Genomic DNA, 25707 nt, shown 5'->3' with positions numbered 1-25707 from the left:
CGGAAAGACACGACGATGGCCGATTCGATCATCACTCCCACCTTGATCGCACTGGACGCCGACCTCGGCGCCGACAAGAGCGCGGTGATCACCGCGCTCGCGGGCCGACTCGCCGCCGCGGACCGCGCCACCGACGCCGCCGCGGTCGCGGAGGCCGCCTCGGTCAGGGAGACGCAGTCGGCCACCGGCCTCCCCGGCGGCATCGCGATCCCCCACTGTCGATCGGCCGCCGTCTCGACGGCGTCGCTGGCCTTCGCCCGCCTCACCCCCGCCGTCGACTTCGGCGCCCCCGACGGGCCCGCCGACCTGGTCTTCCTGATCGCCGCCCCGGACGGAGCGGGGGCCGAGCACATGAAACTGCTGTCCTCCCTGGCTCGTGCGCTGGTCCGGCCCCCGTTCGTCGCCGACCTGCGTGCCGCCGCGACCCCGGCAGAGGTGGTCGCCCTCGTCGACGGCGTCATCAATCCCCCACCGGCCGGATCCCCCGCCGCCGCGGGTTCGGCGAGTCCTGCTGGGTCTACGGCTGGGTCTGATTCGACCGCAGACAGGGCAGGTTCGTCCGCCGCTGCCGGCGAGCCCGGCGGGGCTCCCGCCGAGAATCGCATCAGTGCGGCAACCGTCGCCGGTGCGGCAACCGGTGTGACCGTTTCCGGCGCAAAGGCCGGTGATGGCACGACTGCGCTCCTCGGGGACGCGGGCGGAGCCGACAGCTCGACGTCAGCCGGGGGCGCCGCCAGCGGTGCGTCGGCAGACAACGCACCGGCATCCGGCGCGCCGAAGAAGATCGTCGCCGTGACCGCCTGCCCCACCGGCATCGCCCACACCTACATGGCCGCCGACTCGCTGGTCGCCGCGGGCGAACGCGCCGGAGTCGACGTGGCAGTGGAAACCCAGGGGTCGAGCGGCGGCGACACACTCGACCCGTCGACGATCGCCGCCGCCGACGCCGTCATCTTCGCCACCGATGTCGGGGTGAAGGATCGCGGCAGGTTCGCGGGCAAGCCCATGATCGAGTCCGGCGTCAAACGCGCCATCAGCGAGCCCGACACGATGATCGCGGAGGCCCTCGCGGCGAGCACCAGCGCGGGCGCTGCCACGGTCGGCGGTACCGCACCCGCGCCCTCGCGGACAGCGGCCAAGGGCATCGGCTGGGGTACCCGCCTGCGCCAGATCCTGCTCACCGGCGTCAGTTACATGATCCCGTTCGTCGCCGCAGGCGGTCTGCTGATCGCGCTGAGCTTCCTGCTCGGCGGCTACGAGATCTCCGACAGCGCGAAAACGATCGTGCTCGACAACTCGATCACCGACCTGCCCGACGGTGGTCTGGCCACCTATTTCGGTGCGGTGCTCTTCCAGATCGGCTCACTCGCCTTCAGCTTCCTCGTTCCGGCACTGGCCGGATACATCGCGTTCGCGATCGCCGACCGTCCCGGTCTGGCCCCGGGGTTCACGGCAGGCGCGATCGCGATCTTCGTCGGCGCGGGCTTCCTCGGCGGCCTGGTCGGCGGTCTGGTGGCCGGATTCGCGGCCCTGTGGGTGAGCAAGCTACCGGTCCCGACGTGGGCTCGCGGGCTGATGCCGGTGGTGGTCATCCCGCTGCTGGCCTCGGCGATCGTCGGCATCTTGATGTTGGTCCTGCTCGGTAAGCCCCTCGCCGCCGTGACCAACGGGCTCACCGACTGGCTCAACGGCCTGTCCGGCAGCTCCGCTGTCGCGCTGGGTGTCATCCTGGGCGTGATGATGTGCTTCGACCTCGGTGGGCCCGTCAACAAGGCCGCCTACGCGTTCGCCGCCGCGGGCCTGTCGGTGACCGACACCGCCACCCTGCGGATCATGGCCGCGGTGATGGCCGCGGGCATGGTCCCGCCGCTGGCGATGGCACTGTCGACCGTCCTGCGCCCTGGCCTCTATACCGAGGCCGAACGCGAGAACGGCAAGGCCGCCTGGCTACTCGGCGCCTCGTTCATCTCCGAGGGCGCGATCCCGTTCGCCGCCGCCGACCCGCTTCGGGTACTGCCGTCGATGATGGTCGGCGGCGCGGTGACCGGCGGGCTGATCATGGCCACCGACGTCACCCTGAGCGCGCCGCACGGCGGCATCTTCGTGTTCTTCGCGATCGGGCACCTCGGCTGGTTCCTGGTGTCGCTGGTCGCGGGCACTCTGGTCGCCGCGGCCTGCGTCACCCTCGCCAAGCAATTCACCCGCAAGCAGTCCGTCGCCCCTGTTCTCACCACCGCGTAATCCGTTCGCACACAAGGAGATATCCCATGGCAAGCACCACCGTCACCGTCGGCTCCTCGGTCGGCCTGCACGCCCGCCCCGCGGCCCTGATCGCCGAAGCGGTCGGCGCAGCAGGTGTTCCCGTCACCATCGCGGTCACGGGCGGCGACCCGGTAGACGCGGGCTCAGCGCTCATGATCATGACCCTCGGCGCAGGCCAGGGCGCGGAAGTCGTGATCAGCAGCGACGACCAGCCGACCCTCGACAAGATCGCCGAACTCGTCGCCAGTGACCTCGACGCCTAGTCTCGAATAACGCGAAAGGCCCGGAACCAGTGGTTCCGGGCCTTTCGATTTGTAGCGGGGACAGGATTTGAACCTGCGACCTCTGGGTTATGAGCCCAGCGAGCTACCGAGCTGCTCCACCCCGCGTCGGTGTGAACACAACATTACACACAGGTGCGCGCAGGCGCCAAATCGTGAGGTCAGCATGCGTTTTCCGGCAGATTCGCGCAATCCGCGCCGAGCGATGCCGCAGCTCGAGGCCATCGAATGTGGCAGCCATCACACATTCCGGCAACCGCGCGCGTCGGGGCCGAGTTTCGGTGAGCGGCGTCACTATCACCTCGTGATCCCGAACACATAACGGTGCAATTACAGACCGCACGGAATCTAGGTATTCCCACTGGTTATGCGGTGTAAACATCGAAAAGGCGGCTATTCCATTCATAGAATCTGCCCGTTATCAAGATGTGATCGGCATCGATTCATTGGTTAGCGTCTCCTCCATGACTGAGACCCGGAAATTCAGCACCCGCGCCCTTGGCGTCGCCGCCATCGCCGGCGCCCTTGTTGCCGTTCCGTTCGGCCTCGCCACCGGTACCGCTTCTGCCGCCGCCTACAACTGGGACGGCGTCGCCCAGTGCGAGAGCGGTGGCAACTGGGGCATCAACACCGGCAACGGCTACTACGGCGGGCTGCAGTTCTCGCAGAGCACCTGGGCTGCCAACGGCGGCCAGGGTTCGGCGCACAACGCCAGCAAGGAAGAGCAGATCCGCGTCGCGGAGAACGTGCTCGCCAGCCAGGGCGTCGGCGCGTGGCCGCACTGCGGCCAGTTCCTCCAGTCGGGCGCGTCCGAGCCCGAGGTTGTCGAGGAGCCCGCTGTCGAACTGCCGGTCGAGCTGCCCGCCGAGGCGAAGACCGATGTCCAGGCTGCCGTCGACCAGGCCAAGGCCACGGGCAAGGCCCTGGCCGACCAGTACGGTGTCGCCGGTCAGTACCAGGATCTGCTGAACGCCAATGCTCCGCTGATCGCCTCGATCGGCGGCTGATCCACCGTTTCCCCCTGCACAAGAAAGGCCCCGTCATCCAGACGGGGCCTTTCTTGCTGCTGCGCGGTCGGCTATCGGCCGCCGGCGTCCTGATACGCCTTTACCGCGGTGTCCAGTTCTTCGAGTGCCTTACCGAAATCGGTGAAGTTACCCGTCCGCATCGCCGTGCGCACCGCCTCGATCTTGCGGCTGAGCTCTGCGGCCGCGGCCTCCTGGCCGGTCGAACCCACGGGGGGTGTCGTCCCCGGCTGCGGCGTCGTGCCACCGCCGGGCGGAGTGACCGTGCCCGGGTCGACCGGTGGGGTCGCTCCCGGTTTCGGCTTCACCGACGGATCGCCACCGAACGGTGTCGCCAGCGAACCCGCACCCGGCATCACCTGGTTCAGGGCTTCGGCCAGCGTCGGCGCATACCCGACCTTCACGCTGCCCGCCGCGTCGCGGTAGCTCACCAGCACGCGCAACAGCTGCGGGAAGGTCGACGAACCGGTGTTGCGTTCGTTGTAGAACGGTTCGACGTAGAGGATGCCGCCGTCGGCCACCGGCAGGGTGAGAAGGTTGCCGTAGCGGATCTTGTTCGAGTTCGACAGCAGTGTCTTCTCTCGCGACACCGCGTCGGCGGTGGTCATCGAGTTCTGCGTCTGTTGCGGACCCTGGGTCTGGGAGTCGGTCGGCAACTGCAACACGGTGAACTTGCCGTAGTTCTCGGGATCCGAGCGGACCGAGATATAGGCCGAGAGGAACTGCCGGTTGTAGCCGACCATCGCCGAGGTCAGGTTGAAGACCGGTTTGGTGGTCTTCGGATCACCGAGCAGCACGTAGTACGGCGGCTGGTTGAACGTGCCGCCCTCGATCGTCGGATCACTGGGCACCGACCAGAACGCGTTGTTGGTGAAGAACTCGCGCGGGTTGTCCACGTGGTACTTCGTGAGCATGTCGCGCTGGACCTTGAACAGGTCCTCCGGGTAACGGAAGTGCGCGCGCAACTCGGGCGAGATCTCGCTCTGCGGCTTCACCGCGTCGGGGAACACCCCACGCCAGGCCTTGAGCACCGGGTCGACGGTGTCGGTCTCGTACAGGGTGACGGTGCCGTCGTAGGCGTCGACGGTGGCCTTCACCGAGTTACGGATGTAGCTGACCTCCTTGCGCGGGATCACGCGCCCGGTCTTCTTGTCGATGCTGTCCTCGACCGCGCCGTCGAGCGAGGTCGGCTGGGCGTAGGGGTACTTGTCGAGCGTGGTGTAGGCATCGACGATCCACTTGACGCGACCATCGATCACCGCCGGGTAGGCGTTGCCGTCGGTCGTCAGCCACGGTGCGACCTTCTGCACCCGATCACGCGGACCGCGGTTGAACAGGATCTTGGAGTCCGCGCTGATCGCGGAGGAGAACAAGATATTGCGCTCGGCGTACTTGGCCGCGAAAGCGAGCCGGTTGAACCAGTTCCCGATCGGCACGCCGCCGCTGCCGTCGTAGGTGAACTGCGCCTCGTCGGAGTCGTACTCGCGCGGGGCCTGCCCCTCGGCGGTACCGACGATGGCGTAGTCGGGGTCGGTCTGGGAAATCAGCTCGCCGTAGTAGATGCGCGGCTGGTCGACCTTGATCTGCTGGTCCTCGACCTTGGTGAACAGGTCGCTCACCATGAACAGCGGATAACCCGAATCGCTGCCGCCCGCCGCGCTCTGCGCCTCGGACTGCGGCTTGTTCACCCGGTTGGCGGGCGCGGCGACGAAACCGTTGCCGTGGGTATAGACGGTGTGCTGGTTGATCCAGTCCTTCTGGTTGCCCGACAGCGCCTGGGGATGCAGCTCGCGCGCGGCGACGATGTAGTCCTGCAGATCACCGTTGAGGTTGTAGCGGTCGATGTCCAGCGACTCCGGGAAGCCGTAGAAGTTCTTGCGCTGCTGCAGCTGGGTGAAGGTGGGCGAGAGGATATTCGGGTCGAGCAGGCGGGCGTTGCCGATGGTCGCCGCGTCCGCGGGGACCTCGAGCGGGCTCTTGGTCGAGCTACCCCGGTAGTTCTGATACTCGACTTTGTCGTCGGTGATCCCGTACGCCTCGCGCGTGGCCATGATGTTGCGCTCGATATAGGGGCTCTCCTTCTCGGCCGCGTTGGGACGCACCGAGAACTGCTCGACCACCATCGGCCACACCGCACCGACCAGGATCGACGACAGTACGAGCAGCGCGGCCGCCATCGCGGGAACCCGCAGATCACGCAGCACGATACCGGCGAAGAACGCCACCGCGCAGATCACCGCGATCGACAGCAGGATCAGCTTGGCGGGCAGCACCGCGTTGATATCGGTGAACGACGGACCGCCGAAGGTCGGCTCCTTGCGCGTACTCGACAACAGGTCGTACCGGTCGAACCAGTACGCCACCGCCTTGAGCAGCACGAAGATTCCGGCGATCACCGCGAGCTGCACGCGCGCGGCCCTGGTGAGCGTGCCCTCGCGCCCGGCCAGCCGCAGACCGCCGAACACGTAGTGGGTAACCAGGTTCGCGAAGAACGCGATCACCACGGCGACGAACAGCCAGTTCAGCACCATCCGGTAGAACGGCAGGTCGAAGGTGTAGAAACCGATGTCGAGGTGGAACTGCGGGTCTTGCTGACCGAACTCGCCACCGTGCAGGAACAGCTGCACCGTCGCCCAGTTCGACTGCGCGACCAGTCCCGACAGCACGCCGAGCAGCACCGGGATGCCGACGCCGAACAGCCGCAGCTTGCTCATCACGGTCGTGCGGTAGCGCGCGATCGGATCGTTGGGCCCGGCGACCGGCACGAAGACCGGACGCGACCGGTAGGCCAGCAGCAGCGCTGCCCAGACCACGAGACCGACGAGCAACGCGACGACCACGAACAGGATCAGACGCGTGCGCAAGACGCCGAGATACACACTGCGATATCCGACCTCGCCGAACCACAACCAATTGGTATAGGCATCGGTGAAGCGGGGCCCGAGCAGCAGCAACGCCGCGAGGACGACTGCTGTCACCAGCAGCACACGGCTGCGTCGGGACAGCGAAGGTAAGCCGGTGGGGGGCCGCATGCCCACGGTGCCACTCTCCATGCTCCGGCGGTTCCACACCGTGATCGGCGCAGTCACCGCAGTCCGAATGTTGCGGGTGATCCGTTACCGGACCGTTGGCGCCCACTCTACGGAAATCGGACACCGTGCAAGCGTCTGGGCCGAAAATGATTGGATGTGCGGGTGACCGAAGACGAGCACGCCGAAGTTCTCCTCGCCCGCTGTGTGCGCGAGGTCGTCGAGTTCGCCGACGCCGAGGGCTGGGGAAACCCGCCGCAGATGTTCGCGTTGGTGCCGACCGCCGACCTGGCCGCGGCCGAACCCGACCTGCAGGATCAGCTCGACGACGGCAGCGAGCTGACCCCTGTTGCCCAGGAGGCATTTCCCGACGACATCACCGGCGGGTCGATGGCGCTCGACGAGTTCCTGGCCACCACCACCTGGCCGCCCGCGGTCGAGGGCTGCGTGCTGGTGCAGGAGATCGTGGTGCTGCCGCCCGACGCCGAGAGCGATCTCGATGAGGCGCTGGTTCCGCTACTCGCCGACGACGAAGCCGCCGACGCGGCCGGGCGTGCCGCCGCGCACGCGCATCCCGGTCGCCGCGACGCGCGACTAATCGCGGGCGTCTTGCGCCAGGGCGCCACCCTGTGCCTGCTGCAGATCCGCCCCGAGGACGACGACGGCTTCGGCGATCTCGATCTGCGCACCTACCCCAACCTGGCGCCGGGCCTGATCGAGGCCCTGCACCACACGCTGGAGTGACCTACCCGCAGCCGATCGCCGCGCGGCCGGCGTTGATGTCGGCCAGTCCGGTGATCGCGCTGTCGAGGGTGTCGACCTTCACCAAGCGAAGGCCCTCGGGCGCCCGCTGACCGGCCTCGTTGCAGTTGTCGGCGGGAACGAGAAACGTTTCCGCGCCTGCCTCACGCGCGGCGATCATCTTGTAATGGATGCCACCGATCGGGCCGACCTTGCCATCCTGGTCGATAGTTCCGGTGCCCGCGACGAACTTACCGCCGTTGAGTTCGCCCGGCGAGAGCTTGTCGATCAGCGAGAGGCTGAACATCAGTCCGGCCGACGGGCCGCCGATATCGGCGAGGTTGAACTCGACCTGCAGCGGCGGACGTCCACCTTCACCGGGGGTGATGCCGAGGTAGCCCTTGGCCTCGTCGCCGGGCCGTGGCGCGAGCGTGATCGGGCTGGTCTGCTCCGCGTCGCCGCGGCGATAGACGACGGTAATGGTGTCGCCGGGCGCCTTGGTGCCGACGATGTCGATCACGTCCTTGGGCGTGGTGATCGGGGTGCCGTCGATGCTGACCAGCTCGTCGCCGACTTCGAGCACGCCCTTGGCCGGGCCCTCTTCACCGAGTCCGCGCACCAGCACGACGGTCGGCATCTTCAGGTAGTGCAGCGCGGCGACCTCGGCATCGCTCTCGGAGTCCTTGAAGTCCTGCTGGTTGGACTTGTCCACCTCCTCGCGCGACACGCCAGGCGGGTACACCTCGGCGCGCGGCACGAGGCCGTGCTCACCGCTGACCCAGAACCCGAATGCCTCGAACAGGTTCAGCCCGTCGCGCACCGACACGGTCGTCATATTGAGGTGCCCGCTCGTGGGATCCAGTGGCGCGCCGGTGACATCGACCACCTGTTTGCCCTCGACCTGGCCGAGGGTGTCGAAGGTGGGGCCGGGGCCGAGGGCGACGAACGGCACGGTGACCACGCTGCCGGCCACGCCGAGCACGAGTACGGGAACGAGGGCGACGATCAGGGTGAGGATCCGACGATTCACTCGGACCACAGTAGTGATCAGCGCCCGGGACCGACGGTAGTGGCACGCTTTTGCGGCGTGGCCGTTGTCGCGCGATTTCGCGATGCGCGAACACCGTGGGCCCGGGGGTCCCGCGTAACGTAAGAGGTATGAGCGATCTCCCCTTCGGCTTCTCGACCGGCGACGACGACGATTCCGGCAAGCGTCGCGACGAGGGCAACGGACCTGGCGGAAACGATCCGTTCGGGTTCGGAGCGGGCGGCGTCGGCGGCGCGGGCGGCTTCGATCCGTCGCAGCTGGGCCAGATGCTGAGCCAGCTCGGGCAGATGATCAGCGGCATGGGCCAGGGCATGGGTCCCGGCGGCGCGCAGTCCGGCCCGGTCAACTACGACGTCGCCAAGCGCCTGGCCCGCCAGCAGCTCGGCTCCACCATCGCTCCGATCGCCGCTGGCACCACCACCGCGGTGACCGACGCGGCGCACCTGGCCGAGCTGTGGCTCGACGGCGCCACCGTGCTGCCCGCGGGCGCCACCAAGACGGTCACGTGGACCCCGAACGACTGGATCGAAGAGACCCTGCCCACCTGGAAGCGCCTGTGCGACCCGGTGGCAGAGCAGATCTCGGGCATGTGGACCGCGCAGTTGCCCGAGGAGGCCAAGCAGTTCGCCGGGCCGATGGTCGGCATGCTCGGCCAGATGGGCGGGCTGGCGTTCGGTTCCCAGCTCGGTCAGGCGCTCGGCCAGCTGGCCAAGGAGGTGCTGACCTCCACCGATATCGGACTGCCGCTCGGCCCGGCCGGTACCGCGGCGCTGCTGCCGACCGCGATCGCGGCGTTCAGCGAGGGGCTCGAGCAGCCCGAGAGCGAGATCATCGTCTTCCTGGCGGCACGCGAGGCCGCCCACCAGCGACTTTTCGCACATGTGCCGTGGCTGCGTCAGCAAGTGCTCGGTGCCGTCGAGGACTACGCGCGCGGTATCAAGATGGACTTCTCCGCGATCGAGGAAGCCGCGCAGGGCATCGACCCGATGTCGCTGAGCGACCCGTCCAAGCTGGAGGAACTGCTCTCCCAGGGCACGTTCGAGCCGCAGACCACGCCGGAGCAGAAGCAGGCGCTGGAGCGACTCGAGACCCTGCTGGCGCTGATCGAGGGCTGGGTCGATGTCGTGGTCACCGATGCGGTGGGTGAGCGCCTGCCGGGCGCGGGCGCGCTGTCGGAGACGCTGCGTCGCCGCCGGGCGACGGGTGGGCCCGCCGAGCAGACGTTCGCGACGCTTGTCGGACTGGAGTTGCGTCCGCGCAAGGTTCGTGAGGCTTCCGCGCTGTGGCGGCGGCTGACCACCGATGCGGGGATGGAGCGGCGCGACAAGGTGTGGGAACACCCCGATCTGCTGCCCGATTCCACCGATCTCGACTCGCCCGCCGGTTTCATCGACTCCATTATCGGCGGCGGCACAGGCGCTTTCGACGATCCGCTGGCGCAGTTGGCCGAGACCGAGGCGCGCGAACGCGACGCGGCCGATCGCGACAAAGCCAAGACAGACGAGTCCGACGAAACCCCGCGCGACGAGGGCGATGCCGACCCCGATTCCGGCGCGGGCAAGTCCTGATCCGCACCGCCACCGAGGTCGGGGAGAAATCTTCCGATCTCGGTGGCGCGACACGGTCGCGTGGCGCACGTTCATCGGAAAATGCCGTGACGACCCGCGGTACATCGGCTGTTCACAATTCGTAATTCTCGAACCGACACGCCGAAACCCTGTGGATAACTGCACTTTCGGCGCACGATGAGCCGCTGCCGAGTGCCGATACTTCAGCCATGACGACCACCTCCCCACTGCGCGGCCCGATGCTCCACCCGCGAGTGACCACCTTGGTTCGCCCGTCCGGCACGGTCCAACTCGGCTGGGACCCCGAACGCGCGCTGCTGCTCCAAACCACCGATCACGACACCGGTACCGTGCTCGCCTTCCTGCGCCTGCTCGACGGCTTGCAATCACGGCCCCAGATCATCTGGCGTGCGGGCGAATTCGGTATCAGTCCCGACCGCACCATGGGCATGCTCGCCGCGATCGAGCGTGCGGGTCTACTGCTCGAACCCGAATCCGAACCCGCTCTCGGCAAGATCCGCGCCATCACCGTGCACGGCCTCGGGCCGCTCTCCGATGCCGTGGCGATCGGATTGCGGCGCATGGGTTTTCGGCCGACCCGCTCGCGCGAGTACCGACCGGACACGCCGGTCGGCACCGGCTCGGACGATCTGGTGGTGCTCACCGACGCGTTGATGATCGACCCAGCACTGTCGGTGGATCTGATGTTGCGCCGGGTGCCGCACCTGCAGGTGCGGGTCCGCGACGGGGTCGGCGTGGTCGGCCCGCTCGTCCTGCCCGGCGAGACCAGCTGCCTACGCTGTGCCGATCTGACCCGGGCCGGATTCGATGTCGAGTGGCCGCACCTGGCCGCCCAGCTACTCGGCCGCACCGGACACGCCTCCCCGGCGGGCATCGCGGCGACGACCGCGCTGGCGCTCGGCGAACTCGAGGCGATCATCGCCTGTTCCCCGCGGCGGGAACCGCGCACGTTCGACGCCACCGTGGAATTGGACCTCGACACCCATGAGATCCAGCGTCGGCCGTGGCTGCCGCATCAGGAATGCGGGTGCCGGAACATGGCCGCACGCACGCCGGGAACCTCGCGGTGACGGGCGTCGCACCGGCCGGTGTGAGCATTCTTATGGCACACACCCCGCAGGTTCGGCCATGATGGGTACCGTGTCCGAGATCGTGCGCCGCAGTTCCAGCCGCAATGCCAAGATGGCCAAGATTCCCCTTGGCATCGCCGGACGAGCCGCTGTCGGGTTCGGTAAGAAGCTCGTCGGTGGTGACAAGAAGCAGATCAACGCCAACCTGAACCAGAAAGCCGCCGAGCAGCTGTTCACCGTGCTCGGTGAGCTCAAGGGCGGCGCGATGAAGTTCGGGCAGGCGCTGAGTGTGATGGAGGCCGCCGTTCCGGAGGAGTTCGGTGAGCACTATCGCGAGGCGCTGACCAAGCTGCAGGCCGCGGCGCCGCCGATGGCAGCGGAGACGGTGCACCGCGTGCTCGACCAGCAGCTGGGCACCAAATGGCGGGACCGCTTCGAGTCCTTCGACGACACCCCCGCCGCCTCGGCCAGCATCGGCCAGGTGCACCGCGCGGTGTGGGCCGACGGACGCGCGGTGGCGGTGAAGGTGCAGTATCCCGGCGCCGACGACGCGCTGCGCGCCGACCTCAAGACGCTGTCCCGGATGACCGGACTGCTCTCGTCGGTGATCCCCGGCGCCGATGTGAAGCCGCTGCTCGCCGAGATCACCGAACGCACCGAGGAAGAACTCGACTACCGCATCGAGGCCGCCAACCAGCGCCGATTCGCGGCCGCGTTCGAGGGGCATCCCACCATCTCGGTCCCGAAGGTGGTGGCCGGATCCCCGAAGGTGATCGTCACCGAATGGCTCGACGGCACCCCGGTATCGGCACTGATCAAGGCGGGCGCCGAGGATCCCGAGGGCACCCTGGCCCAGCGCAACCGGATCGCCGAGCTGATGGGGACCTTCCATTTCAGCTCGCCCGAACTGGTCGGCCTGCTGCACGGCGACCCGCACCCCGGCAATTTCCTGGTGCGCGACGACGGCACCCTGGCCGTGCTCGACTTCGGCGCCTGTGCGCCGATGCCGGACGGCTTCCCGGAGATCCTGGGCCGAATGCTGGCCCTCGCTGTCGCCGACGAGCACGCGGCGCTCACCGAACTGCTCTACGAGCACGGCTGGGTCATTCCGGGACGTGTGGTGACCCACGAGGAGATCGAGGCGTACCTGCGCCCGTTCAGCGACCCGATTCGCACCGACACCTTCCACTTCACCCGCTCGTGGATGCAACGGGTGGCGGGCAAGGCGTCCGAGTTCTCTAGCCCGGAGATGAAAACCGCTCGCGCCCTGCAACTTCCGGCCGAGTACCTCACCGTTTTCCGGGTGCTCGGTGGTTCGGTCGGAATCCTGGCCCAACTCGACGCGGAACTCGGCTTCATGGACCTGGTACGGACCTGGGTGCCGGGCTTCCGCGCCGAACAAGCCTCGTAAGCACAAAGCAAAACGAACCGCTCACCATGACGAGGTGAGCGGTTCGCTTGCGGTACAACCCTTTTCCCGGGTTCATGCCATGATCGCGACCTTGCGCGGGCGACCGCGGGGGCGCTTGCGGGCGATCACGACACCCTGGTCGAAGATCTCACCGCCCCATACGCCCCACGGCTCGGCACGATCGATGGCCGCGGTCAGGCAGCCCTTGCGGATCGGGCAGGCCGCGCACAGTTCCTTGGCCTGCTCGAGATCGGTGGGGCTCTCGGCGAACCACAGATCCGGGTTTCCGCCCCTACAGGGCAGAGTCTTGGTGACCTCACGGACGCGAGGGGTCTGCGCCACGGTTCGGCATGTCACGTCAGTAGTGGCCGTCGGCCAGTCCTGGGCGGTGAACACGTCGTTCTCCTTCAGCTCGTTTGCAGCGGTGGAATGTTCGGTGTGCGAACCCGGTGCCTACGGCTGAGGAGCCGATATAAAGATGGCCACGGATTTCGCTTCTCGCGATCCGTGGCCAGGAGGTCTGGGAGGTGTTCCCTACCTAGTTCGACATTTCTGTCGAGACCTGATCACGGTCGCTGGGTGGACGCGGAGGCGGATTGCGCCGATGAACTCCGGTGCGTAACCGGCTTCATCGGCGATTGCTGCCGGTGCCGCAACAGCGGTCGGCTGCCAACCCACGTTGGGCTTGTCCTGGAGACGAATCGGAGTGTGCTGATGGACGACAGTCATCGGCACAGCTTTGACATCGACGCCGGACAGGCCGGTCCCCTGCAGAGCGAGGACCCCCCGGGAGGCGGACATGACAAATGCGTTCGCCAGGACGCGATTGCTCATCGCATCGAACGTGGTGTTCGTGTTCGTGTTCATGTGTCTGCCTCCCTCCTGAACTCGTGTGTGAACAATTACCGCGCACCGGGATCACTCTCGGTGCGTGTTCTCCACCATAGGCAATGATCGAGAACCGAACAACTTATTTTCTACCTGGGGTTTTGTGCCGTTGTCTTCAAACGTGATGCGACGATCGCGAGCACGTCGGCACCGTACTGTTCGATCTTCTTCGCACCGATGCCCGCGATGGCCGCCAGCGCGGCGTCGTCGGCGGGCAGTTGCTCGGCGATGGCGGTGAGGGTGGTGTCGGTGAAGACCACGAAGTCGCGCCGCTGCAGAGCCTCGGCCTTCTCTGCTCGCCATTCCTTCAGCGCCTCGAGCAACTGGGGGTCGACTTCGCCCGGGCAGCGCCGGCAGCGGCCGAGCATGGTGGCATGAGTGCCGATCAACGGCTTGAGGCACACCCGGCACAGCGGACGTGGGGCCTCGGCCCTGACCTCGACGGCGATCCGCGAGGCCGAGGAACTGTCCGGAATCAGCCCGTTGAGGAATCGCGACCTGGTCACCGGCCGGTAGTCCCCGCCTGCTTGCAGCCGCCGCTGGGTCCACGACAGGCTCAGATGTTCGCGTGCCCGCGTGACACCGACGTAGAGCAGCCGTCGTTCCTCTTCCAGTCCCGCTTCGTCGACAGCCGTGTTCTTCTTGCCGAGCACGTGGAAGATCGGCAGCGTGCCGTCGGTGAGCCCGGCCAGGAACACCGCGTCCCATTCCAGGCCCTTCGCCGCGTGCAGCGAGGCCAGGGTGACACCGTCGACGGTCGGCGGATGCTTGGCCTCGGCACGGGTCGCGAGCTCGCGCAGCAGCGCCGTGAGGTCCATCTCGTCGTCGTGGCTGACCAGTTCCTCGGTGAGCTGCACCAGTGCCAGCAGCGAGGACCACCGTTCCTTCGCCTGCGCACCGGCCGGTTCCTCCGCGGTGAGACCGACCGGCGCCAGCGCGGCCCGTACCAACGTGATCAGCGACGATCCACTGCGCGCCGCATCGGGCAGGTCGTCGCGCGCGTCGACCTGACGCAACGCCGACACCGCCTGCCGCACCTCCTGACGGTGGAAGAACCCCTCGCCACCGCGCACCTGGAACGGAATCTCGCGGGCGCCGAGCACCTGTTCGAACGGTTCGGACAGCGCGTTGGTCCGGTACAGCACCGCGATCTCGGAAGCCGGCGTCCCGGCGGCGATCAGTTTCTGGATCTGTGTGGCGACGGCGACGGCCTCGGCCTGCGCATCGGCGTACTCGGCGAACTCCGGTTCCGGACCGGCGGGCCGCTGACCGATCAGGGCGAGGCGGGTGCCCGCGATGCGTCCGCGCGCGGCCCCGATCACCTGGTTGGCCAGCGACACCACCTGGGGAGTCGACCGGTAGTCGCGTTCGAGCCGGACCACCGTGGCGTCGGGGAAGCGCCGGGAGAAATCGAGCAGGTAGGACGGGGTGGCGCCGGTGAACGAGTAGATGGTCTGGTTCGCGTCACCCACGACGGTGAGGTCGTCGCGTTCACCCAGCCACGCGTCGAGCACCCGCTGCTGCAGCGGCGTGACGTCCTGGTATTCGTCGACGACGAAACTGCGATAGCGACCGCGGAACTCGTCGGCGACGGCCGGATAGTCCTCGAGCGCGGCCGCGGTGTGCAGGAGCAGATCGTCGAAGTCGAGCAGCAGACCGTCGGCGGAGGCTTTCGCGGATTCGTAGCCCTGGTACACCTCGGCGACCTTGGCCACGTCGACCGGCGCGTCACGATGATGACGGGCAGCGGCGGCCGGATAGTCCTCCGGCGCGATCAGCGAGGCCTTGGCCCATTCGATTTCGCTGAGCAGGTCACGCACCATTTCCGTGGAGGCGCGCAGCCCCGCCCGCTGCGCGGCCTGCGAGACGATGGGGAACTTGCTGTCGATCAGTCGCCACGGCACATCCCCCACCACCTGCGGCCAGAAATACCGCAACTGCCGCAGCGCCGCGGCGTGGAAAGTGCGCGCCTGAACCTGTCCGGCGTCGCCGCCGAGCCCCATCGTGCGCAACCGATTGCGCATCTCCCCCGCGGCCCGCGCCGTGAAGGTCACCGCCAGCACCTGGTCGGCCTTCACATGCCCACCCGCGATCAGGTGCGCGATCCGATGCGTGATCGTCCTGGTCTTCCCGGTGCCCGCACCGGCGAGCACACAGACCGGCCCCCTCGGTGCCCGCACCGCGGCGGCCTGTTCCGGGTCGAGGGCGGTGAGATCGAGTGCTGGCACGCGCACCATCATGACAGCGCCCCCCGACAACTTGCCGCGACGCCCGCCGATCCCACGGCCACGATCGCGCGATCGAGCACCGTCACCCGTCGGTCCCGGATCGGGCAAGGAACACCGAGCCGCGTCGCGACGTTGCACATCGCGTGACTGAAGCAACGGCAGATCTGACGATGTACTCGACCACCTGGTGCGGCTATTGCCGACGCCTGCGGACCCAGCTCGATGAGGCGGGCATCACCTACACGGTGATCGATATCGAAGACGATCCCGCGTCGGCCGAGTTCGTCGGCAGCGTCAACAACGGCAACCACGTCGTGCCGACGATCAAGTACCGCGACGGGTCCACCGCGACCAACCCGTCGTTGGCCGCGGTCAAGCAGGCGTTGGCCGCCCAGCAGGCCTGATCCGCCGAGTCAGTCCGCCCAGGACTCGATGATCGATCGCGCGATCGAGATGGATCCGGGTACGAGCAGCCGTGCGCCGGGTTCGCGCGCCGACCAGTCGCCGACCTGCAAGGCGGCGCGGACCTCTTCGCGCGTGAACCAATGCGCTTCGGCGATCTCGCCATCGGAGAACACGAGTTCCTGGGCGGGGTCGCCGACCGCGGCGAAGCCGACCATCAGCGAGCGCGGGAACGGCCACGGCTGGCTGCCGAGGTAGTGGATATCGCGCAGGTCGACGCCCACCTCCTCGCGGACCTCCCGTTCCACACAGTGCTCCAGCGATTCGCCCACTTCCACGAAGCCGGCCAGCAGCGAGAACATCGTCTCCGGCCAGCTCTGCTGGCGGGCGAGCAGCACGCGATCGGCACCGTCGTGGACCAGGCAGATCACCGCGGGGTCGATCCGCGGGAATTCTTCCTCCCCCGTGGCGGTGAGCCGCGACCAACCGCCGCGCGCCGACGTGGTGGCCGTGCCGTCGCCGCCGTGGTATCCGGCCCGATCGTGCCAGTTGAGTAGCGCGTACGCGGTGGACAGCAGCTCAGCGGTGAAGTCGTCGACGGCCCCGAGCGTGCGCAGATCCCGCAGCGTGCCGTCGAGGTCGGTCGCCCGCATCGCCCACAGGTGGCTGCCGTCGACGACACCGAGGAACACCGTCCCGTCACCGGGCTCCGCGGCCACCGAAGCAGCCGCGTCGAGGACGATCTTGTCGCCCTCGACCCGCACTTTCCCGCGCGGGTCGATACGCAGAATCTTGGCTTTGCCCCACCCTTCGCGCAGGGCGCCGGGATCGAGCCGGGCGTGCTCGGCCCGGTCGATGGTGGAACGTGACAGCAGCGGAACGTCTTTCAGCCGGAATGACACGTTGCCGAGCATAGGCCGCGCACGGCCGCGGCGAATGCGTAGGTACGCCTTATGAGCGCAGCCGCGACAGCGTTCCTCAGCTGCGCACGGCCGTAGCGAATGCGGAGGTACGCCTTGGTCGGGCGGGTGACTACTTTCCGGCGCGACGGATGTAGAGCAGTTTGTCGCCCGCGTCGAGGGCGTCGACCTCGGGTTCGCCGACCCGGATCAGTGCCCCGTTGCGCACCACACCGAGCACGATGTCGCTGAGATGGCGCGGCGATCCGCCCACTTCGCCCTCCTCCACCTCGCGTTCGGCGACGGCGAAGCCCTGCTCGGGCGTGAGCAGATCCTCCATCATCTCCACGACCGTGGGTGTGGTGGTGGCGATACCGAGCAGTCGACCCGCGGTCTCCGAGGACACCACCACCGAGTCGGCGCCGGACTGGCGGACCAGGTGGGTGTTCTCCGCTTCACGGATGGCCACGGAGATCTTGGCCGTCTTGTTCAGTTCGCGGGCGGTGAGCGTCACCAGCACGGCGGTGTCGTCACGATTGGTGGCGACGACGACCGCGGCGGCACGCTGCACGCCGGTCAGCCGCAGGACATCGGATTTGGTCGCCGAACCGTGCACGGTCACCAGACCCGCCGCGGCGGCGGCCTCCAGCGCGATGGGGTCGGTATCGACCACCACGATGTCGGACACCTGGATCCCGTCACCGACCATCGCATCGATCGCCGTGCGGCCCTTGGTGCCGTAGCCGACGACGACGGTGTGATTACGCACGGTGTGCCTCCATCGCTGAATCTTGAATGCCTGCCGCGACCGTTCGGTCAGCACGCCGAGAGTGGTACCGACCAACACGATGAGGAACAGGACGCGCAGTGGGGTGATGACGATGATGTTCACCAGCCGTGCCGTTGGGGTCACCGGGGCGATATCGCCGTAGCCGGTGGTGGACAACGACACCGTGGCGTAGTACATCGCGTCCAGGAACGACAGCTCGTCGCCGGTGTTGTCGCTATAGCCGTCGCGGCCGACATAGACCACTGTCGCAGCGGTGAACAGCAGCGCGATCGCGAACACCACGCGACGGGTGAGCGAGACCCACGGGCTCGACTGCGCCGCCGGGATCCGCAACAGACCGACCAGGGCGTAGTCGGGACTGCTGCTCAACCCGACCGGGTTGCGCGTGTCACCGAACATGCCTGCTCCTGTGTCTCTGGCGGCTGGCGCCGCGGGTTTTCGGCCTGGGTACCTTGATCTTCCCTCCCGCCGGGTACTCCTTCGTCGCACCCTCTGGTCAGTCCAGATCAAGGCGGCCGAAAACCGGCGGCTTCGCCGCCGAATAACCGGCCCCTGTTCGCCTCGAGCTTTCCTCGGCGAGCGCAACACTATCGGCTCAGTGGGCCTCGTGTGGATCGGTGTCGGCGTTTTCCGGTGCGGCGTCGTGGATGAGGCGCGCCAGTTCGGCTGGGCCCGCCAGTTGCTCGGGGGCGATGGTGCGGCCGGAGCGGATGTAATGGAATGCGGCGCCGACGCGTTGGAGCATCCGGTCCTCGGTCTCGCCGGTGCGGGCGGCCATCAGGCGGGCCCAGGCGAGGCGGTAGACGGCCAGCTGCATGGCGACGGCGGGCTCGTCGGCAGGGCCGGGTTCGGCGCCGGTCTTCCAGTCGACCACGATCCAGCGGCCGCCGGGTTCGGCGAACACGGCGTCCATGCGGCCGCGGATCACCGTGCCCGCGATGCTGGTTTCGAACGGCACTTCCACGTCGACAGGATTGCGGTGCGCCCACGGTGACCGGCGGAAGGCCGACTGCATGGCGGCGAGTTCCTGATCGGCGCGGCCCATCTCGGTGGTGCTGTCGGCGGCGCCGGGTAGCTCGTCGAGGCCGAGCAGCTGTTCGGTGCCGAACCAGGACTGCACCCAGGCGTGAAAAGCGGTGCCACGCCGGGCCATCGGATTCGGCGGGTACGGAAGGGGGCGGCGCAGACGAGCGGCCAAGCGGGTCGGGTCGGCGCGTAGTTCCACTAGGGCGGTGGCAGGGAGTTGGCCCGGAAGTTCCACCTGTTGTTCAGCGAGTTCGGCGGCGGTGAATTCGGCGAGGAGCGCGTCGACGTCGTTGACCCACCCTTCCGGGTCGTCCTCTACGAGCTCCGCCGCCTCGAGTTGATCACCCGACGCACTGTCGGAAACCGTTGTGCCGCTGCGCAATGTATCGAGAGCCTCGCGAACCAGCGCGGCGCCCTGTTCGATGGGGTCGCGACGGTTGCCGAGTGGGTCACGCGGCCACTGGGCGGTCGGCGGGTTGTCGGCGAAGGGGTTCACGGCGTCCGGTGCGGGCTTGTCGTCCCAGCGGGCGATGGTGGCGACGCCGTAGGCCGCGCTGTCCGGGTTCTCGTTCGCCTCCTTGAGCTCGAGCAGGAACTCCGACGGTCCTTTCTGCGAACTGCCCGTCTCGGGCCAGTAGTAGGCCGAAACCAGCAGCACCCGTTCGGTTCTGGTGAGCGCTACGTAGAACAGGCGACGTTCTTCGTCGAGGCGGCGACTCTTGAGCGCGTCCTTGTGGTGGGCGATCGCGTGTTCGAGTTCGGAGCGGTCCCCCACCGCGCTCAGGTCGAGCACGGGCACGCCTTCGGACGCGTCCGGCTGGGCGCGGTCACCGCGCAGGGTGGTGGGGAGTTCGGTGAGTGCGCCGAGCCAGGTGCTCAACGCGGTCGTCGACGGGAACACCGTGGCACTCACATGCGGCACGGCGACGACTTCCCATTCGAGGCCCTTGGCGGCGTGCACGGTGAGAATCTGCACGCGATCGCGCGCGACCTCGACTTCACCCGGCTCCAAACCGTTTTCGACCGATTCGGCCGCGGTGAAGAAGGCGAGCAGACCGCTCAGCGATGCCCTGGAGTCGGCCGCGTATCCGGCGACCACCTCGGCGAAGGCATCGAGATGCTCGCGACCCGCACCGCCACCGGCGATAGCGCGCCTGGTCTGGGTCTCGACGCCGACCCCGATGGTGCGTTCGACATCGGCGACGAGTTCGACCAGCGGTTGTCCGCTGCGCTCGCGCAAGGCGGCCAGCTCTTCGCTCAAGGCGGCGATTCGCGCGAACCCGGCCTCCGAATACTGGTCCGCCGCACCGGGATCGGCGATGGCATCGGCCAGCCCGGCCTGCTCGGTCGGTTCGGGCGCCACCTCGCGCAGCGCCGTCGCCAGTCCGGCGGCATCGGTGATCGCGTTCGCGTCGCCACCGGACACACTGCTGATGGACAACATCCGCGCGCGTCGTGCCAGGGCGGCGAGGTCGGCCACCCCGATCCGCCACCGGGCCCCCGTGAGAATCCGAACCGCCGCGCTCCCGGTCCCCGGTTCGGCGATCAACCGCAGTGTGGCGACGATATCGGCGACCTCCGGGGTCGCCAGCAACCCGCCGAGACCGACGATCTCCACCGGCAGCCCCTGCTCACGCAGTGCCTCGGCCAGCGGCGCGGCATCGGCGTTGCGTCGTACCAGCACCGCCGAGGTGGGCGGCGGCGCTTCGTTCTCCCGTGCGCTCGCCCACTCTCGCGCGATCCGCTCGGCGATCCAGTCGCGCTCCTGCGCAATGGTTTCGGTGAGCCCGAACTCGACTACCCCCGCATGCGATTGCGGCTTGGCCCGCAACGCGTCCACCGTCGCTCCGCCGGCGGCCCGTGCCACCATCCGCAACGGGTCGGCCACCAGATTCGCCAACGCCAACGCCTCGGGCGGATTCCGCCAACTGGTCAGCAGTGGCAGCACCGGTGCGGGAACCCCTGGCGCAGCGGGGAAGTCGGTGGCGAACCTCGGCAGATTGGCCGCCGAAGCGCCACGCCACCCGTAGATGGATTGCATCGGGTCGCCGACCGCCGTCACCGCGAGGGCCTGCGATGGTCCGGGTACGTCACCGACAGAGTCACCACGGAGCGACAGGTTGCCCACGTGTCCAGGTCCGTCGCCGCGCCCCCGCGGGGATGCCGGGTCCTGATCGTCCACCCCGAACAAGGTGTCGGCCGCGTGCGCACGAGTCGGCTGCGCGTCACCCCGAATCCGAACCGCTTGCCTCGGCCGATCCTGTCGCACCGCCTCGGCATTGCCGAACAGCGCCGAGAGCAGGACCCGCTGGGCGTGCCCGGTGTCCTGGTATTCGTCGAGCAGGACCAGCTTGAATCGAGCGCGTTCGGCGGCGGCGACTTCCGGGTGGTCGACGGCGAGCTGCGCGGCCAGCGACATCTGGGAGCCGAAATCCAGTGCGCCGCGGCGGTTCAGGGCTTCGGCGAGCTGGCCGACCAGCGGTAACAGGGCGACGCGCTCACGCTGCGCGGTCACGACGCCGATCAGCGCCTGACTCGGCCCGCCGCGTTGACGTGGACCGGCGGGCAGCGTGTAGACGAGTTTCTCCAGCTCCGCGTGCGCCTCGGCCAATTGCTCCGGCTCCACCAGGTGCTCGGCGAGCTGCCCGGACAGGGCGAGCACCGCCTCGGTCACCGAGACCGGGGTGCGGTCGGTATCGAGGTCGCCGTCCCAGGACCGCACCACCTCGTGCGCGAGCTGCCACAGCTGGGTCTGGGTGAGCAGGGCCGCCGAGGGCTCCACCGGCAGCAACAGCCCGTGCGCGGTGAGCAGCCTGCCCGCGTACGAGTGGTAGGTACTGATCTCCGGCTCGGCCCCGGCGACGATCGTGCGCAGCGCGCCGCTGGGGTCGATCTCGCGCAGTAGCGGCGCGCCCGCCAACCGGGCCAGCCGCGTACGGATACGAGAGGTCAACTGCTGGGCGGCTTTTCGGGTGAAGGTCAGCCCGAGTACCTCGTCCGGGGCGACCAGCTGGTTGGCCACCATCCACACCACCCGCGCGGCCATCGTCTCGGTCTTGCCGGCACCCGCGCCCGCGACGACCAAGGTGGGCCCTGGTGGCGCGGCGATGACCGCCGCCTGCTCATCGGTCGGTGGTGGCAGGCCGAGCGCGTCGGCCAACCGCTGCGGGGTGACGCGCACGCCGCTCACTCGTCGGTCACCTGCCGTCCGGTGTCCTGCACCGGGCAACTGCCCGCGACCGGGCAGTGCCTGCACCCGTCGTTGCGCACCGCCAGATATCCGGGACCGCGCGTCGCGTCGGCCGCATCGTGAATGGTGGTGCGCCACTGGTCGAGTCCGTCGCTGTCGAGCGCGTTCTGTGTGCGTTCGGCCGCGCCGGTCTTGCGGTTCGGTTTGGCGACATAGACCAGCCGCGCGCCACCGGGATCGACCACCGGGGTCGGCTCCTCGGACTCCTCCTCGTCCAGGGCGCCGTGCGCGGCCGCCACCTGGTAGGTCGCCAGCTGGGCGTGATCGGCCGCCGCCTTCTCACTGACCGGCGTCTTGCCCGTCTTCACGTCGACGATGACGAAGCGCCCCTGCGCATCTCGTTCGAGCCGATCGATGCGCCCCCGAATCCGCACGGCCCGTGCGCCTTCCGCGCGCGCGGGCAACACGCAGTCCACCGGTACTTCCACCCCGGCCTGAGTGAGCTCACCGCGCGTGGTGCGGACCCAGGAGAGGAAGGTCTCCAGCATCGTCTCGGTGCGGCGAAGTTCCTGTCGCGAGTGCCAGCCGTCGGCCGGGTCGACCGTTTTCCACGCCTGGTCCAGTGCCGCGTGCACCTGCGCCTCGGGGACATCGCCCGCCAGCGCCTGCACGAGCGTGTGCACGAGATTGCCCTTCACGGCGTGCGGGTTGTCGCCGTCGGTACCGCCGTGCCGTTCCAGCGCCCACCGCAGCGGACAGGTGCGCAACAGCTCGACCGTCGACGGAGACAGCCCGATCGGCGAATCGTCGTCGTCCCAGAGCTCGCGCTGCGAGCTGAGTTCGGCGGTGCCGTACCAGTCGCCGGGGTCGGTGCCGGGCACGCCCGCGTCGGCCAGCCGGGCCAGCTGACGTGCCGCCCGATCACGACGTTCGGGGTCGCCCCCTGGATCACACACCACCCCGCGTAATTCGGCGACCAGCGCGTGCATGACCAGCGCACGCCCGGGATCGGCGACCGGCAGCGCGCCGGGTTCCCCGCTGTCGTCGTCGCCGACGAGCTCGGTGAGAAACCGCGACGGCACCAGATCCTGGTCTCCCGCGGCGGATTCGACAGCGGTGACCAGCAGTGACTGCCGAGCCCGACTGCACGCCACGAGCAACAGCCTGCGTTCCTCGGCCAGGATCGGTGCGGCCCGGCTCACGGTCGCGCTCGGATCGACCCCGCCGACCAGGTCGACGAGATCCTCGGTGTGGAGCAACGTGCCCCGCGAGCGCGGGTTCGGCCAGATACCCTCCTGCACGGCGGCCACCGCCACCACGTCCCATTCCCGGCCTGCGGCGGCGTGCGCGCTGAGCAGGGTCACCGCCTCGCCTTCCGCGGTCAGCGGTCTACCCTGCTGTGGAAGTTGCTGGTGCAGAAGGTATTCGACGAACCCGTCGATACTCGCCTTCGGCAGCCGGTCGACGTAAGCGGCGGCGGCATCGAACAATTCGACGGCGGCATCGAGATCGCGATCGGCCTGCATGCCCGAGGCCCCGCCGCGCCGTGACTGCCGGAACCAGCGCCGCTCCAGCCGAGAATTCGTCCACAGCGTCCACAGCACGTCTTCGAGACCCTGCCCCCTGGCCTGCGTCTCCTTCGCCTTCGCCACCGCGCGCAACACCCGACGCAGCGGCGCGGCCTCGACTTCGGTGAGCCCGTCGAGCAACCGCTGTTCGCCGACGCCGACGATCAGGTCGCGCAGGACCTCGGCCGAGGATTGGTCGATCAGCGCCACCGCGGGCGCTTCGGGGCGTACTACTTCCACGACGGTGTTCGCGGCAGGCGGGTTCTCGACATCGAGAAGGTCGATATCGTCAGGTAGTCGCTCGGCGATATCCCAGTCCGGTTCGGGTTCCGGGCGCAGCGGGTCGTCCGGGTCCGGTGGCGGGAGCCATTCGTCGTCGACCGGATCCGGTTCGGGCTCCGGCATTTCCGGCGCGGGCGCGGCCTCCTCCCAGAGCAGGAACTGGTCGGCGCCGTCGACGAAGGGCTCGGCGAGCGCACCCGTGCGTTCCAGGTCGAGCACGCTGCGCCGCACACCCCGGCGCAGCCGGCGCAGCGCGATCTGGTCGGCCCCGCCGAGCGGCCCGGACAGCAGATCCATCGCATCGTCGGGCGAGAACATCGCGTCGATCGCCCGCCGCGAGCCCGGCCGCGACGGATCCCCCGCCAACAGCACCCGCAGCGCGAGCACCATCCATGCCGCTCCACGCCGCCGCGCCAACGGCTCGGCCACCGCGGGCCTGCGCACCGGCACCCCCGCCGCCAGCAATGCCCGCCGCAACGGCGCCAGCGACAACGGCACCGACCGCACGATCACCGCCATCGCCGACCACGGCACCCCATCGGTGAGGTGCGCGCGGCGGAGGTGATCAGCGATCAGCGCCGCCTCCTTGGCCGGCGTCGACAGCACCCGCACCCGCACACTCGACTCGTCGACGGGATGCGAATCCTCCGGGGCCGCCCATTCGTCATCGGGCGGCGGCTCGTCATCGGGCGGCAGATGCCCCGGCCAGATGTCTTTGTCGGGTATTTCGTCGAATGCCGCTGAATCGGGCCGCGCGGATTCCGCGCTGACGTCGCGGTCCGCGGCCCGCTGACGGCGTGGTTCCTCGGGTAGGTCGGCGTGCGCGAACAGATCGACGTCACCCTCGAGTTCAGGCTCCTGACCTGCTACGGGCTCGGGTGGTTCGTTCTCCTGCCCCGGCAGCACCCGGTGCCGGGCACTGCCCGGCAACCTCGCCGCGATGCGGGCGTTCGCCAATCGAATCGGCGCGCCACTGCGATGGTTGTGCCGCAAGATGATTCGACGCGACGCGGCGGTGTCGAGGTCGGTGAGGAAGTGCGAATCCGCGCCGCGGAAGGTGAAGACCGCCTGGTCGGGGTCGCCGGTGACGACGGTGCTCGCGCTGCCGCTGCCGATGGCGCGCACGAGCGTCGCGGCCTGCGGGTCGAGGTGCTGCGCGTCGTCGACGAGCAGGTAGCGAATCCGATCTCGTTCGGCGGCAAGCAGATTCCGGTCACCGGCCAGGGCGTCGAGCGCCGCACCGACCAGTTCGGCGGCGTCGAGGGCGGGCGCGGTGGCCTCCGGCGCGGCGACACCGACCGACCAGCGCAGCATCGACGCCTGTTCGTAGCGCTGGAAGAACCGCCCGGCCGCCACCCACGCGTCGTTGTCGTGTTCACGACCGAGGGCCATCAGGTCCTCCGGCCCGAGTCCGCGCTCGGTGGCGCGCAACATCAGGTCGCGCAGTTGCTCGGCGAAGCCACCCAATGCGAGCGCGGGCTGCAGGCGCGGCGGCCACAAGCCCCCGGCCCCGGCTTCGATGTCGGTAAGATCGCCGCGCAGCATCTCCCGGAGCACCGCGTCCTGTTCGGCACCGGTGAGCAGTCGCGGCGGCGGATTGCCGTGCAGCTCCGCATGCCGACGCAGTACCGAGAACGCGTAGGAGTGCAGCGTGCGCACCATCGGTTCCCGGCTCGCGCCCGGAATGCCACCCGCGGCAGGCCCCAGCTGATGGGTGATCGCATCGCGCAACGCGGCCGCGGCGTGCTTGGTATGGGTGAGGACGAGCACCGAGGCCGGGTCGGCGCCGTCGACGATCCGCGCGGTCACCAGGTCGATCAGCAGCGAGGTCTTACCCGTCCCCGGCCCGCCCATCACCTGCCACGGCCGCCACCCCGGACGTGGCGGCGCGGGCTGGGCCTGCTCGGCGAACAGCGCGCGAACGGACGCACCCCAGGCCCGCGGCCGGGGCGCCCGCGTTGTCCGGCGCACGAGTCGC

General features: G+C 68.7%; 17 protein-coding genes and 1 tRNA gene. 8 read left to right on the top strand and 10 right to left on the bottom strand.

Annotated features, from left to right (window positions below):
* Positions 1 to 15 precede the first annotated feature (15 nt).
* Positions 16 to 2241 carry a PTS fructose transporter subunit IIABC gene (locus NS1_RS10535; protein WP_062983747.1) on the top strand — a complete coding sequence of 742 codons (2226 nt, stop codon included), beginning with the start codon at positions 16 to 18 and terminating at the stop codon, positions 2239 to 2241.
* Positions 2242 to 2267: 26 nt separating this feature from the next.
* Positions 2268 to 2525 (top strand): HPr family phosphocarrier protein, encoded by a 258-nt coding sequence (locus NS1_RS10530; RefSeq protein WP_056812724.1) that lies wholly within the window; start codon positions 2268 to 2270, stop codon positions 2523 to 2525.
* A gap of 52 nt (positions 2526 to 2577) precedes the next feature.
* On the opposite strand, the gene NS1_RS10525 is transcribed toward NS1_RS10530, so the two are convergent.
* Positions 2578 to 2651: transfer RNA gene (locus NS1_RS10525), tRNA-Met, on the bottom strand.
* Positions 2652 to 3007: 356 nt separating this feature from the next.
* Here NS1_RS10525 and NS1_RS10520 point away from each other — a divergent pair.
* A complete protein-coding gene (locus tag NS1_RS10520; protein WP_062983745.1) occupies positions 3008 to 3550 on the top strand; it encodes a transglycosylase family protein in 543 nt (180 codons plus the stop codon).
* A 71-nt stretch (positions 3551 to 3621) separates the two neighbouring features.
* On the opposite strand, the gene NS1_RS10515 is transcribed toward NS1_RS10520, so the two are convergent.
* Positions 3622 to 6606, bottom strand: a complete 2985-nt coding sequence (locus NS1_RS10515; RefSeq protein WP_062984080.1) for a UPF0182 family protein — start codon at positions 6604 to 6606, stop codon at positions 3622 to 3624.
* 156 nt (positions 6607 to 6762) lie between these two features.
* Between NS1_RS10515 and NS1_RS10510 the strand changes: the two genes are divergently transcribed.
* Positions 6763 to 7341, top strand: a complete 579-nt coding sequence (locus tag NS1_RS10510) for a PPA1309 family protein (RefSeq protein ID WP_056815859.1) — start codon at positions 6763 to 6765, stop codon at positions 7339 to 7341.
* 1 nt (position 7342) lies between these two features.
* Here NS1_RS10510 and NS1_RS10505 read toward each other — a convergent pair whose 3' ends face one another.
* The gene (locus NS1_RS10505) at positions 7343 to 8368 is read right to left on the bottom strand and encodes a YlbL family protein (protein WP_084503638.1); all 1026 of its coding nucleotides are present in this window, start codon (positions 8366 to 8368) and stop codon (positions 7343 to 7345) included.
* A gap of 128 nt (positions 8369 to 8496) precedes the next feature.
* On the opposite strand from NS1_RS10505, the gene NS1_RS10500 reads away from it, so the two are divergent.
* The 3 genes from NS1_RS10500 to NS1_RS10490 all read left to right on the top strand — a co-directional run bounded on the left by NS1_RS10500 (position 8497) and on the right by NS1_RS10490 (position 12456).
* Positions 8497 to 9954 carry a zinc-dependent metalloprotease gene (locus NS1_RS10500; protein ID WP_062983741.1) on the top strand — a complete coding sequence of 486 codons (1458 nt, stop codon included), beginning with the start codon at positions 8497 to 8499 and terminating at the stop codon, positions 9952 to 9954.
* A gap of 209 nt (positions 9955 to 10163) precedes the next feature.
* The gene (locus tag NS1_RS10495; RefSeq protein ID WP_062983739.1) at positions 10164 to 11045 is read left to right on the top strand and encodes a TOMM precursor leader peptide-binding protein; all 882 of its coding nucleotides are present in this window, start codon (positions 10164 to 10166) and stop codon (positions 11043 to 11045) included.
* Between the two features lie 61 nt (positions 11046 to 11106).
* On the top strand, positions 11107 to 12456 hold the full coding sequence (locus NS1_RS10490; RefSeq protein WP_444980725.1) for an ABC1 kinase family protein: 1350 nt from the start codon (positions 11107 to 11109) through the stop codon (positions 12454 to 12456).
* A gap of 72 nt (positions 12457 to 12528) precedes the next feature.
* On the opposite strand, the gene NS1_RS10485 is transcribed toward NS1_RS10490, so the two are convergent.
* The 3 genes from NS1_RS10485 to NS1_RS10475 all read right to left on the bottom strand — a co-directional run bounded on the left by NS1_RS10485 (position 12529) and on the right by NS1_RS10475 (position 15584).
* Positions 12529 to 12852 (bottom strand): WhiB family transcriptional regulator, encoded by a 324-nt coding sequence (locus NS1_RS10485; RefSeq protein WP_101468522.1) that lies wholly within the window; start codon positions 12850 to 12852, stop codon positions 12529 to 12531.
* A gap of 138 nt (positions 12853 to 12990) precedes the next feature.
* Entirely contained in the window at positions 12991 to 13323 is a 333-nt protein-coding gene (locus tag NS1_RS10480; protein ID WP_157125159.1) for a hypothetical protein, read from the bottom strand.
* 110 nt (positions 13324 to 13433) lie between these two features.
* Complete coding sequence (locus NS1_RS10475) at positions 13434 to 15584, bottom strand: ATP-dependent DNA helicase UvrD2 (RefSeq protein WP_062983734.1); 2151 nt, start codon at positions 15582 to 15584, stop codon at positions 13434 to 13436.
* Between the two features lie 158 nt (positions 15585 to 15742).
* Here NS1_RS10475 and NS1_RS10470 point away from each other — a divergent pair, with 158 nt between their 5' ends.
* Complete coding sequence (locus tag NS1_RS10470) at positions 15743 to 15976, top strand: mycoredoxin (RefSeq protein WP_056812750.1); 234 nt, start codon at positions 15743 to 15745, stop codon at positions 15974 to 15976.
* A 9-nt stretch (positions 15977 to 15985) separates the two neighbouring features.
* Here NS1_RS10470 and nudC read toward each other — a convergent pair whose 3' ends face one another.
* The 4 genes from nudC to NS1_RS38935 all read right to left on the bottom strand — a co-directional run bounded on the left by nudC (position 15986) and on the right by NS1_RS38935 (position 25700).
* Positions 15986 to 16888: an NAD(+) diphosphatase gene (nudC, locus tag NS1_RS10465; protein WP_062983732.1), complete on the bottom strand. Its 903-nt coding sequence runs from the start codon at positions 16886 to 16888 to the stop codon at positions 15986 to 15988.
* Positions 16889 to 17006: 118 nt separating this feature from the next.
* The gene (locus NS1_RS10460) at positions 17007 to 18062 is read right to left on the bottom strand and encodes a potassium channel family protein (protein WP_062983730.1); all 1056 of its coding nucleotides are present in this window, start codon (positions 18060 to 18062) and stop codon (positions 17007 to 17009) included.
* A gap of 196 nt (positions 18063 to 18258) precedes the next feature.
* Complete coding sequence (locus NS1_RS10455; protein WP_062983728.1) at positions 18259 to 21879, bottom strand: ATP-dependent helicase; 3621 nt, start codon at positions 21877 to 21879, stop codon at positions 18259 to 18261.
* Positions 21876 to 25700: an ATP-dependent helicase gene (locus NS1_RS38935; RefSeq protein ID WP_084503654.1), complete on the bottom strand. Its 3825-nt coding sequence runs from the start codon at positions 25698 to 25700 to the stop codon at positions 21876 to 21878. The genes NS1_RS10455 and NS1_RS38935 overlap by 4 nt, the downstream gene beginning before the upstream one ends.
* Between the last annotated feature and the right edge of the window lie 7 nt (positions 25701 to 25707).

Origin of the sequence: Nocardia salmonicida NBRC 13393 (assembly GCF_001613085.1) — a bacterium.
Taxonomy (GTDB): domain Bacteria; phylum Actinomycetota; class Actinomycetes; order Mycobacteriales; family Mycobacteriaceae; genus Nocardia; species Nocardia salmonicida.
This window is presented reverse-complemented; position numbering and strand designations above follow the sequence as displayed.

Excerpts from the sequence above, each read along its gene's own strand:
- nudC (WP_062983732.1), bottom strand. The coding sequence starts at position 16,888 with ATGCTCGGCAACGTGTCATTCCGGCTGAAAGACGTTCCGCTGCTGTCA.
- NS1_RS10470 (WP_056812750.1), top strand. The coding sequence starts at position 15,743 with ATGTACTCGACCACCTGGTGCGGCTATTGCCGACGCCTGCGGACCCAG.
- NS1_RS10490 (WP_444980725.1), top strand. The coding sequence starts at position 11,107 with ATGGGTACCGTGTCCGAGATCGTGCGCCGCAGTTCCAGCCGCAATGCC.
- NS1_RS10480 (WP_157125159.1), bottom strand. The coding sequence starts at position 13,323 with ATGAACACGAACACGAACACCACGTTCGATGCGATGAGCAATCGCGTC.
- NS1_RS10530 (WP_056812724.1), top strand. The coding sequence starts at position 2,268 with ATGGCAAGCACCACCGTCACCGTCGGCTCCTCGGTCGGCCTGCACGCC.
- NS1_RS10535 (WP_062983747.1), top strand. The coding sequence starts at position 16 with ATGGCCGATTCGATCATCACTCCCACCTTGATCGCACTGGACGCCGAC.
- NS1_RS10460 (WP_062983730.1), bottom strand. The coding sequence starts at position 18,062 with ATGTTCGGTGACACGCGCAACCCGGTCGGGTTGAGCAGCAGTCCCGAC.
- NS1_RS10520 (WP_062983745.1), top strand. The coding sequence starts at position 3,008 with ATGACTGAGACCCGGAAATTCAGCACCCGCGCCCTTGGCGTCGCCGCC.
- NS1_RS10495 (WP_062983739.1), top strand. The coding sequence starts at position 10,164 with ATGACGACCACCTCCCCACTGCGCGGCCCGATGCTCCACCCGCGAGTG.
- NS1_RS10475 (WP_062983734.1), bottom strand. The coding sequence starts at position 15,584 with ATGATGGTGCGCGTGCCAGCACTCGATCTCACCGCCCTCGACCCGGAA.
- NS1_RS10500 (WP_062983741.1), top strand. The coding sequence starts at position 8,497 with ATGAGCGATCTCCCCTTCGGCTTCTCGACCGGCGACGACGACGATTCC.